Origin of the sequence: Acinetobacter rongchengensis (assembly GCF_003611475.1) — a bacterium.
GTDB lineage: Bacteria > Pseudomonadota > Gammaproteobacteria > Pseudomonadales > Moraxellaceae > Acinetobacter > Acinetobacter rongchengensis.
In genome coordinates this window covers 1-10,921 of the sequence record NZ_RAXT01000070.1, presented here as the reverse complement: position 1 = coordinate 10,921, position 10,921 = coordinate 1, and the positions used below count along the sequence as shown (strand labels likewise).

The 10,921-nt window shown below is 38.7% G+C and carries 9 protein-coding genes; 6 read left to right on the top strand and 3 right to left on the bottom strand.

Features of this window, described 5'->3' with window-relative positions:
- Nucleotides 1-114: 114 nt before the first annotated feature.
- Nucleotides 115-426, top strand: a complete 312-nt coding sequence (locus D7V20_RS17335; protein ID WP_120385238.1) for an ankyrin repeat domain-containing protein — start codon at nt 115-117, stop codon at nt 424-426.
- 312 nt (nt 427-738) lie between these two features.
- On the opposite strand, the gene D7V20_RS17330 is transcribed toward D7V20_RS17335, so the two are convergent.
- Nucleotides 739-1,431: a TIGR04219 family outer membrane beta-barrel protein gene (locus tag D7V20_RS17330; protein WP_120385237.1), complete on the bottom strand. Its 693-nt coding sequence runs from the start codon at nt 1,429-1,431 to the stop codon at nt 739-741.
- A gap of 127 nt (nt 1,432-1,558) precedes the next feature.
- Here D7V20_RS17330 and D7V20_RS17325 point away from each other — a divergent pair, with 127 nt between their 5' ends.
- The 4 genes from D7V20_RS17325 to D7V20_RS17310 all read left to right on the top strand — a co-directional run bounded on the left by D7V20_RS17325 (nt 1,559) and on the right by D7V20_RS17310 (nt 5,632).
- Entirely contained in the window at nt 1,559-3,007 is a 1,449-nt protein-coding gene (locus tag D7V20_RS17325; protein WP_120385236.1) for an aldehyde dehydrogenase family protein, read from the top strand.
- A 109-nt stretch (nt 3,008-3,116) separates the two neighbouring features.
- Nucleotides 3,117-3,665: a DUF1287 domain-containing protein gene (locus D7V20_RS17320; protein ID WP_120385235.1), complete on the top strand. Its 549-nt coding sequence runs from the start codon at nt 3,117-3,119 to the stop codon at nt 3,663-3,665.
- A 334-nt stretch (nt 3,666-3,999) separates the two neighbouring features.
- Complete coding sequence (locus tag D7V20_RS17315; protein ID WP_120385234.1) at nt 4,000-5,478, top strand: sodium-dependent transporter; 1,479 nt, start codon at nt 4,000-4,002, stop codon at nt 5,476-5,478.
- Between the two features lie 10 nt (nt 5,479-5,488).
- A complete protein-coding gene (locus D7V20_RS17310; RefSeq protein WP_120385233.1) occupies nt 5,489-5,632 on the top strand; it encodes a methionine/alanine import family NSS transporter small subunit in 144 nt (47 codons plus the stop codon).
- A gap of 45 nt (nt 5,633-5,677) precedes the next feature.
- Here the strand turns inward: D7V20_RS17310 and rsmB are convergent, their stop codons facing one another.
- Together rsmB and fmt are read right to left on the bottom strand one after the other, a co-directional pair.
- On the bottom strand, nt 5,678-6,985 hold the full coding sequence (gene rsmB, locus D7V20_RS17305) for a 16S rRNA (cytosine(967)-C(5))-methyltransferase RsmB (RefSeq protein ID WP_120385232.1): 1,308 nt from the start codon (nt 6,983-6,985) through the stop codon (nt 5,678-5,680).
- On the bottom strand, nt 6,982-7,944 hold the full coding sequence (gene fmt, locus D7V20_RS17300; RefSeq protein WP_120385231.1) for a methionyl-tRNA formyltransferase: 963 nt from the start codon (nt 7,942-7,944) through the stop codon (nt 6,982-6,984). Before fmt ends, rsmB begins: the two co-directional genes overlap by 4 nt.
- 467 nt (nt 7,945-8,411) lie before the next feature.
- Here fmt and D7V20_RS17295 point away from each other — a divergent pair.
- The coding region (locus tag D7V20_RS17295) for an ESPR-type extended signal peptide-containing protein (RefSeq protein ID WP_120385230.1) at nt 8,412-10,921 on the top strand (2,510 nt) is incomplete at its 3' end.

Here is a 10,921-nt window from a genome sequence, read left to right as displayed (position 1 = left end):
GTAAAACGTCATCAGTTCAATGTTGTAAAGAATTTTTTATGCTTTGATACAAAGCTGTTTCTCGAAATTGATTTTTGAAGTTATTATTTTATAAATTATTATGAAGAATTTTTTATGAAACTCAACTCATTCTCCCCAATTCCTGAAAATGACGAAGAATTACATCTTCCTGAATTGGTTTATGCTGCATCTTTAGGTGATATTTCACAAGTAGAGCAATTATTATCACAAGGTGTAGACGTAAACCAAACCGATGATGAAGGCTATAGCGCTTTACATGCTGCTGCTGAAAATGATCATCTTGAAATCGTAAAGTTATTAATTCACAAAGGTGCAGATGTTAATTACAAAGCTGAGTATACGGCTTTAGAACTTGCAGAAATGGCTGAAAATAAAGAGATTATCAAGTATTTAAAAAGCTTATAAAACTTAAATCCATAGATAAAAAGAACCCCCATCATCCTGACGGGGTTCTTTGTATGGGTTAGTTAGATTTGACTCCTGTCTAATCTCACGTTCCTGATGCTCAGACCGATTATTGTTGTTTTTTGTCTGGGAAACTTCCTGTTCCCTATGTGTTTAGAATATGAAATTTTGAGATTATGGAAAAGATGACAAAGGCTTTAATTCTTGTAAGCTATTTCTTACATAGCTAAATAATACTTTGATATTAAAAAAGCAGATCAATTGATCTGCTTTTTGTTCGCAATAAAGTGTGGTTATATTGGCATTCAAAAATTAGAAATGAGCATTTAAACCGACATATGGCCCTTTGAACTCAAGTTTCAAATCTTGGTCTTTAGCCTCATCAATATCTATTTGCATAAAACGATAGCCAACTTTAGCACCAAGATCTAAAGCAATTGATTTAACAAAATCGTACTGAAGTTCGGCTTGGATATCCATAAACTGTCCATCCGAAAAACTACTATGTACAAGTTCTGCAGAAGTGCTTAAGCCAGTAAATGGTAATTTAGCACCTACATTTACATAGCCACTTAAACCATTACCATCAATTGTGTATTTGATATAGTCCACTGGAGTGTATTGTTTAATATCTCCATCTAAGTTTGCTAGACCTAAACCAACGTCGAGACTGATAACGTTGTCTAAAATTTCGTAGTATAAAATATAGTCTGTATTTGTAATTGAAGCATCTGTTTTATATAGGTTATTTGATGCTGTACTATTTAAGTCTACATATTTAATTTTAGCATTTGGAACAAATGGAATTGGGTGTTCGAATGCTAACGATAATTGAACAGCACCATCTCGATCAAACTCATCATGTGATTCGTATGGTTTATTAACATCGAAGCTACCCTCAGTGATCCAATAGCTTACATCACCTTTTAAACCAATAAAATCAGCTTGTGCAAAAGAACTTAGCCCAAGCGTAAGCATAAATGCTGATAATTTAAATTTATTCATTTCTATCTCCAAAAAGATTTTTGTCCTGTATTTTTTTACCTAAATACATTTATTACTTTATAAACTGAGCGCATGATATAGGGGTTTGTTAAATTTTGCATTATTAAAATAGAGAATAGAGGGTAATATGAAAGATACAATCGATCAGCAAGTTGTAGAGTTTCCATTGTATGTGGCAAGTAAACCTGTAAAAACAGGGCAGTGGCTTGAAGTACATGATAAGTTTTCTGGAAATGTTTATGCCAAAGTAGCTTTAGCTGATGCTAAGGTTTTAGAAAAGGCGATTAACGCTGCTGTGAAAGCTGAACAGGAGATGGCGGCTTTAAAGCCATTTCAAAAACAAAAAATCCTTTTACATTGTGTCACTCGTTTTAAAGAAATGCGTGATGAGTTAGTCCAACTGTTGATTATTGAGGGGGGGAAGCCGAAACTTGCGGCGACAGCAGAAGTTGAAAGACTGATCAATACTTTTCAAATTGCAGCAGATGCTGTTTCCACTTTAGACAATGGTTATTTAATGCCGCTTGCTGTGACACCAGCAGCATCTGCATATCGTGGTATGGTACAACATGTACCAATTGGTGCAGTTTCTTTAATTAGCCCGTTTAATTTTCCCTTTAATTTGACAGCACATAAAATTGCACCCGCAATTGCTGCTGGCTGTCCATTTGTTTTGAAACCAGCAAGTTTAACACCGATTTCAGCGCTTAAAATTGCTGAAGTTTTAGCAGAAACCGACCTTCCTAAAGGGGCTTTCTCGATCTTACCTTGTCCTCGTGAACATGCGGATGTTTTGGTAACGGATGATCGTTTTAAATTGTTAAGTTTTACTGGCTCTGACCAAGTCGGTTGGGATATGAAAGCCCGCGCAGGACGTAAAAAGGTCACTTTAGAACTGGGTGGTAATGCTGCGGTATTGATTGAGCCTGAAACTGAAATTACTGATGCATTGGTGGATCGATTAATTAGTGGAGCATATAGTCATGCGGGGCAAGTGTGTATCAGTGTGCAGCGCATTTTGGTTCATGCAAATATTTATTCTGAATTAAAGAAAAAGCTGATAGCCAAGTTAAAGAATATTCAAGCAGCTGATCCAAGTTTAGAGACCACGATCGTGGGGCCGATGATTAAAGAATCAGAAGCTGTACGCTTAAAAAAATGGGTGGATAAAGCTGAGAAGAAAGGGGCAAAAATTCTCAGCGGAGGAACGTTAAAAGGGGTTCTATTTGAAGCAACACTCCTTGAGAATGTTGATGAGTCTCTTGAAATTTATCAAAATGAGGCCTTTGGTCCAGTGGCAATTTTAGAAAAATATAAAGATTTTGAAAAAGGGATCGATATTATCAACAAAAGTCGCTTTGGCTTACAAGCGGGTGTTTATACACAGAATTTAAATAAAATGTTATATGCATGGGATCATTTGCATGTGGGTGGTGTAATCATCAATGATATTCCAACTTTCCGTGTAGATAATATGCCATATGGTGGAGTAAAAGACTCCGGTTTAGGACGTGAAGGGATTCAATCTGCTATTCGGGATATGCAAGAGGAAAGGTTGCTTGTAATTAAACAATAGGCCATATTTAAAGGAGCTTCGGCTCCTTTTTTGTGCTTGGATTTATGAGTGAGGTTTTTTAAAAATGATCATAAAATGCGGACTGCGGATATTTACCCTCTGCTTTTTTATGGGTATGGCCTTTCAGACGTGGGCATTCCAAAATCATAAATTGGTTACAGATGCGCGTTCTCAAATTTGGAAGACTTTGTATTATGATCCAAGTTATACCCAGTTAAAGTATCCAATGGGCGATGTTCCAATCATTAAAGGTGTATGCACCGATGTGGTGATTCGAGCTTTACGGCATCAAAATATTGATTTGCAACAGCGTATTCATGAGGACATGAAAGCAAATTTTAAAAAGTATCCGCAAAAATGGGGCTTAAAGGGAACAGATAAAAATATTGATCATCGGCGTGTACCCAATATCATGACCTATTTTCAAAGACAAGGTTATCAAGTCAAAGATCAAAAGTATTTGGCAGGTGATATCGTCACTTGGGATTTGGGCAAAGGATTGGTACATATTGGGATTATTTCGGATAAAACTACGATGTTTTCAAGCACACCTTTAGTGATTCATAATATTGGTTATGGTACGCGAGAGAATGATATTTTATTTGAGTATAAAATCATTGGGCATTATCGCTTACCTAAAAATTTAAACGAGCCATAAGTTGAGTTAAAAGAACACTTAAATCGATTTAATGAATAAATTGAATAAAAAACTATCAAACCGAGATAAATTACATGAAAAAGTCTGAGATTTAGGTTGTAAGTTACAGAAAAAAGCGAGGAAAACAGGTATTGTTGCATCATTAAACAGTACTTTTAAGAAATTTCTTTTAAGCAAAGATGATTCAAAAATGGACTGGTTTGTAATTAGAAAAAATTGCCCAAAAGGCATCATTCTTATTCAAACAACAAAATTTTTTATTGGTACTTCTTTTGCTTGCGATATCACAAAGAAAATAAGCAGCATTTGAGGGCATCTACAGATTAGGTGTTGTATGGCAAATTCTCGTGAAAACTGGACGTCACGATCAGGCTTCATTATCGCAGCAGTTGGTTCTGCTGTTGGTTTAGGTAACATTTGGCGTTTTCCTTATGTTGCTTATGAAAATGGTGGTGGCGCATTTCTTATTCCGTATCTACTTGCTTTAATTACAGCAGGTTTACCGCTTTTATTTTTAGATTATGCTGTTGGGCATAAAAGTAATAATTCACCTCCTAAAGCATATCGTGCTTTGTTTAAAGGTGGTGAAACACTGGGTTGGTGGCAAGTTTGTGTCTGTATCATTATTGGCTTGTATTATGCAAGTGTACTGACATGGGCTGGTAGTTATGTTTATTTCTCGATCGGACAGATGTGGGGTTCAGATCCAGAAGGGTTTTTCTTTAATACCTATTTACAAACCACAAAATCAGCAACTTTTGATTTTCAGTTTGTCAGTCATTTATTTTGGCCAATCGTTGGGATTTGGACGTTAACACTCATCATCTTGTATGGTGGTGTAAAAAAAGGTGTAGAGCTTTCGAATAAGATCTTTATGCCATTATTGTTTGTTCTATTCACCATTCTCGTGATTCAATCATTACGCTTACCAGGTGCAGCAGAAGGCTTAAATGCTTTCTTTACACCGAACTGGGCAGCAATGATGGATTATAAAGTTTGGTTGGCTGCTTATGGTCACACCTTCTTTTCATTGTCTGTGGGTTTCGGGATCATGGTGACCTATGCATCTTATCTCAAGCCAAAAACTGATTTGACAGGTTCAGGTTTGATTGTTGGTTTTGCCAATGCATCAACTGAAATTCTAGCAGGTATTGGTATCTTTGCTGCGCTTGGTTTTATGGCACATTCAGCAGGAACTAATGTTCAAGATGTGGTGAGTAGTGGTATTGGCCTAGCTTTCATTGCATTCCCAAAAATCATTTCAAGTTTGGGTTCTGGCGCGGATTTATTTGGTATTTTATTCTTTACTTCCTTATTCGTTGCAGGGATCTCATCGATGGTGAGTATCTTGGAAGTGCCTATTGCTGCGATGCAAGATAAGTTGAAATGGGGGCGTAAAAAGGCAGTCACTATCGTTGGTGGTGGTAGTGCTCTCGTTTCAGTTATTCTTTTCTCAAGTGTGAATGCGATTAAATTGGTTGATATTGTCGATCACTTTATCAATAACATTGGGATTATTGGCGGTGCTTTGCTTTCAATTATTAGTGTTGCTTGGTTTAAACGCGATGCCTTGGTTGCGTTACGTGATCATGTGAATCGTATTTCAACCATTCAATTGGGTAAAGGCTGGTCTTTCACTCTAACTGTCATCACATCGATGATTCTTTTAGTGACATTATCTATGACCGTTTATAATTTAATTATGAAGGGTTATGACACTTATGATTTCAGTATGCAGTTTATCTTTGGATGGGGCAGTGTGATTTTCTGTGCTGTGATCGCTATACTTTTATCTAAAATGAAAGATCGCTAGGAGAAATAGAATGAATACTTCAGCTATCGTGATGATGGTCATTTCCATGGTGTTTTTATGGGGTGGTTTAGCATTATCAATCATGCATTTAATGCGGCACCCTGAAGAGGCAGATGATGTTTTAAATGAAGTTAAAGATCATCATACCTTGTAGTTTTTAAAGTTGGTGATAAAAAGCAGGCTTGAAAGCCTGCTTTTTTTATGCGATTTTTTCAATCCGACAATAATAAAAACCATCGCCATGATTTGTTTCAGGCAATAACTGACGGCCATGAATTTGCTCAATACCCCAAGACGCATCAATTTTCGATTCAACAGCATCAGCATGTTCTGCAAAGAAGTTTAGCATTTGCTGTTCATTTTCAACTTTGAGAATAGAGCAAGTGATATACAGCAAAGTTCCACCAACTTTGAGCTGTTTCCACATCTGATTTAAAATCTGTTTTTGTAAATCTACAGTTTTTGGAATATCCGTAGATTGACGCAATAAACAAATATCAGGGTGGCGACGCATCACACCGATTGCGGAACATGGTGCATCTAAGATAATGCAATCCACAGGCTCGTTAGCGACCCATTGGGTTGCATCTGCTTCAATAATGTCTACTTCTGCATAAGCATTTAATTCTAGACGTTCTAAATTTTCTGAAACACGTAATAAACGCTTTGCATCATGATCCAGTGCAATTAATTTTTTAGGGTTAAAACGCTCAAGAATATGTGCTGTTTTACCACCCGGTGCAGCACATGCATCCACAACGACTTGGTTATCTAAGTTTGGTAACAGCGTAGCACACAACTGAGCATGTTCATCTTGAACAGAAAAACCGCCTTCTTCAAAACCAGGTAACAGCGTAATATTTCCACTTTGCTCAAGCACGATACCCACATCCGAAAAATCGCAAGCATGCGCATCGATTTGTTCTTCATCCAAAATGTCTAAATATTCATCACGACTGATTTGACGCTCATTGACACGTAAAGTCAGTGGAGCAGCTTGTTTGAGATTTTGGCACAGGTTTGGAAGCTGTTCAGGCCAATCTTTTTTAAGGCGTTTATACAACCAGCTAGGTAAACCATGCGAATCATTTAATGCGGTTTGAAATGCTTCTGTTTCACGTGAAACACGACGCAGAATTGCATTCACCAAGCCACTTAAAGGCTCAAAGCCTAATTGTTTTGCAGCATTGACTGTTTCTGAAATTGCAGCATGTGCTGGAATACGCGTACATAAAATTTGATATAAGCCTAAATATAAACAACTTTCCAGCGCTTCATTGTCTAAAGGCTTAGTCAGCAAAGGCAGTGTGATCGCTTTTAGAGAATGCCATTGACGTAAACAGCCCAACGTCAACTCATGATATAAGCCACGATCACGTTCAGCAACGCTATTGATATGTTGATTTAAAACAGAGCTTAGCGATTGTCCATTTTCAACAGCCACCAGTGTTTTAACAACTTGAGCACGCAAATTCAAATTTTTTGCAGAAGATTGAATTTGACTCATGCGAATGTATATCCTAAAGAGAGTTTATGCGTTTGTTGGATTTGCATAGCATTTAATGCTTTACCGCCGGGCCATTGTAGATGGGTAATACAAATTGCTTTTTGATCACCACACATCACATGTACACCTTGCTTATCGATTGCAATCACCTCACCAGCCGCAGCTGTAGAAGCGCTTTGATCCGATAGTGATGAGTTCCATACACGTAGATTATTATTTTCATCAATTGGGGTGAAAGCCACAGGCCACGGATTAAAGGCACGAATATTACGATCAATATCGATTGCGGGCTGAGTCCAATCAATTTGTGCTTCGGCTTTGGATAGTTTTTGGGCATAGACTGTGAAAGCTTCATCTTGAACTTCACGCTGGTCTAAATAATCTTTGAGAGTTGCTTCTGATGTTAAAACAGTACAGATTGCTTCAGCACCCTGTATGGCAAGTTTGTCATGGAGCGTTGCAGACGTATCTTCAGCAGTGATCGGGCAGAATGTTTTAAATAACATATCACCTGTATCTAAACCAGCTGCCATTTTCATAATGGTCACACCCGTTTCAATATCACCCGTTGCGATTGCACGTTGAATCGGCGCTGCACCACGCCAACGTGGGAGTAAAGAGCCGTGAATATTTAGACACGCATATTTAGGCAAATCTAAAACGGCCTGAGGCAGAATCAAACCATAAGCTGCAACCACCATCACATCTGCATTTAAGTAAGCAAGTTGTTGCTGTGCTGCTAAACCTTCTTCAGTCGAAGCCTTAAAATGTAAGGGTTGATAAATAGGCAGATTATGCGCTAAAGCCAACTGTTTGACGGCAGATGCGGTCAGTTTTTGCCCACGACCAGCTTTACGATCAGGTTGCGTATAGACTGCAACGATCTCGTGTTCAGTTTGAAGAAGTGCTGCCAAAGCTGTTGCTGCAAACTCAGGTGTGCCTGCAAAAATTATTTTCAAAATAAGGACTCATTTAATATCCATGCTCAGGGAATTATAACAAATCTTTAAGGGCTAGATGCTGTGTAAAAAGGCAATCATTATTTAGTTAGTTAATATGAAAAATTAACATAAATTTAATAATCAAAAAAGTGTGAGTTGTGTCACGCAATATATGGCATTTGTTGACAAAAATTGTCACACATAGAGGCTTTTATTGGATGTTATATGGTAAATCTTAAAAAATAATATATTTTTCATATCTATTTGATTTTATTTAAAATATTATATTAATTAAATTTTATTGTTTAATTAGAATAAAAAAGTAAATGTATTTGTTGTTTGTTGTTTAAAAAAGTGAAATATATCTCAAAAAAATAATTGAAAAAATTGTATATAGATTGTTAAATAGCAAAAAATTGTATGTTTTGTATGCATTGTTTAGCCAAAAGGTAACTGCTGCAATCTATCTCCTAGAGGAAATCGAAATGAATAAGATCTATAAAGTTATTTGGAATGCGACTTTAGGTACATGGGTAGCAGTATCAGAGCTTGCAAAAGGTAAAACAAAATCCTCTAAAATTACAAGTATTGTCGGTGCGGCAACTGTTAGTTTGATGGTGACATTTAGTCCAGAGGCAATAGCGGCATATACTACTGCTGGTGGTACGAGCAGTACGGCTACGGGTATAGCAATTGGTAACACATCTGGTGGTACTGGTGGGGCAGGAGCTGGTACAACTCAGTCAAATGCTGTTGAAGTGATTGCGATTGGCCCAAATGTTTATGGTAATGGTGAGCAATCTACACTGATTGGTAATGATATTGTTACAAGTGCAAGTGCTTCACAGGCCGTTGTCATTGGTTCAAATTTTAATGCAAATCCTACAACAACAACAGGTAAGGGTGGTGTTTCTATTGGTAGTGGACTAGTAGATCCTAACCTTCCACTTCCTGCAGGTGTTACTGCCGCTACCCTTCCCAAAAGTCCAATGGCAAACGGTATAGGTGCTGTTGCAATTGGTTCAAGTGGGGATGGTACAGCTAATAGTAATATCTTCAATGGAGCAGTTGCTACTGGTAATCATGCTTTGGCCTTAATGGCGGGTTCAAATGCGAATGCTCTGAATTCAATTGCTATAGGTGTGGCAAGTAAAGCTTTAGCTAATAGCGCAGTTGCAATTGGTGATGGAGCTACAGGTACAGGTTTGCGTGGCGTGGCATTAGGCTATGCTGCAAATGCGGTTGGTGAGGCGACTGCGGTTGGCTCTACTGCACAGGCTACAGCAACACAGACAGCTGCTTTTGGTATAGGGGCGAATGCAAGTGCTATACAGGCTGTTGCTATCGGTGCCAATACAAAAGCTCAAGGTGTTCAATCAACTGCTATTGGTAATGACTCAATAGCCCAAGGTGCTTCTTCCGTAGCAATTGGTGGCGATGATTTAGATGTTGTCGCTGGTATGAGTGCGGCTGCCACATATAATACGCTTACAGGTGACACAATTACGAGTGGTATATATCGGTCTACACTTGCTGGTGTGTCGGCTGTTGCTGTTGGTGTTCAGGCACAAGCATCTGGTGATTTAAGTACAGCATTTGGTACACGTACGACGGCAAATGGTACTGCTTCGGTCGCTTTAGGTGTGGGGGCGAATGCATCACAAAATAATGCTGTGGCTTTGGGTGCTGGTTCAACAACAGCAACAAATGCAACGAGTGTAACAAGTGCAACTGTGAATGGTGTGACGTATTCGGGTTTTTCAGGTGGATCAACTATTGGTGCCGGAGACCAAGTTTCAGTCGGTAAAGCAGGTTTTGAACGACAAATAAAAAATGTTGCGCCAGGTGCAGTAACATCAACAAGTACCGATGCGATCAATGGTAGTCAGTTGTATTCTGTTGCGAATGAAGTGAGTAAAGGGCTAAACTTTAGTGTAAATGGTGGAACTGCAGACAACGTTAAGCTTGGAGAAACGGTTAACTTTGCGAATGGCACCAATACAACAGCAGTGTATGATGCTGCAACCAATACCTATAAATACAATGTAGTCGATGCACCAAGTTTTGCAGGAACTGTGACATCTACAGGGTTACAGGTGAATGGTAATAGTACTGTTACAGGCTCTTCGACGATAGGAACTGGAGCGAATACGACGACCTTAACCAGTACAGCGAATGGTTTAGATGTTGGTGGCGATAAGATCACGAATGTAGCGGCGGGTACGCTTTCATCTACTTCAACAGATGCGGTGAATGGTAGCCAGCTTAATACAACGAATACAAATGTCACCAACCTACAAAACCAAACGTGGAAATTACAAGCGAACGGAGATACTGCTTCAGCGGTTAAATCGAGTGATACAATACAGTTCCTTGATGGTAGTAACGTTAAAGTGACCCGTAGTGGCAACAACATCACCATTGGTACCAGTGCAACACCGACATTTACCAGTGTAACGGTGAATAATGCACCTACAGCAGGGACAGATGCAACGAATAAAACTTATGTTGATGGTAAAGTACAAACACTAGCAGACAGCCCGCTTGGCTTTGTAGGTGATAGTGGCACGAAAGCGACCCGTAAACTTGGTCAAGACCTCAATGTTAAGGGTGGAGCAACAGGCACACTTGTAGATAATAATATTGGTGTAGTTTCAAATGGCACAGATACCTTAACGGTTAAACTCGCCAAAGACATTAACCTTGGAGCGACGGGTAGCGTCACGACAGGTAACACAGTCATTAATAATACTGGTATCACGACGCCACAAGCAGTGATAGGAACTGGAGCAAATACAACGACGTTAACCAGTACAGTGAATGGTTTAGATGTTGGTGGCGACAAGATCACCAATGTAGCAGACGGAAGTATTGCATCAGGTTCGAAAGAAGCAGTGAATGGCGGACAGTTATTTACAACAAATGCGAATGTAACGACAGCGCAAAATACAGCGAATACAGCCAATACGACAGCGAATACAGCGCTGACTACAGC

What these genes read in the sequence shown, in the direction of transcription:
- D7V20_RS17310 (WP_120385233.1), top strand. Translation starts at nt 5,489, where the DNA reads ATGAATACTTCAGCTATCGTGATGATGGTCATTTCCATGGTGTTTTTA.
- D7V20_RS17320 (WP_120385235.1), top strand. Translation starts at nt 3,117, where the DNA reads ATGGGTATGGCCTTTCAGACGTGGGCATTCCAAAATCATAAATTGGTT.
- D7V20_RS17335 (WP_120385238.1), top strand. Translation starts at nt 115, where the DNA reads ATGAAACTCAACTCATTCTCCCCAATTCCTGAAAATGACGAAGAATTA.
- D7V20_RS17325 (WP_120385236.1), top strand. Translation starts at nt 1,559, where the DNA reads ATGAAAGATACAATCGATCAGCAAGTTGTAGAGTTTCCATTGTATGTG.
- D7V20_RS17330 (WP_120385237.1), bottom strand. Translation starts at nt 1,431, where the DNA reads ATGAATAAATTTAAATTATCAGCATTTATGCTTACGCTTGGGCTAAGT.
- D7V20_RS17315 (WP_120385234.1), top strand. Translation starts at nt 4,000, where the DNA reads ATGGCAAATTCTCGTGAAAACTGGACGTCACGATCAGGCTTCATTATC.
- rsmB (WP_120385232.1), bottom strand. Translation starts at nt 6,985, where the DNA reads ATGAGTCAAATTCAATCTTCTGCAAAAAATTTGAATTTGCGTGCTCAA.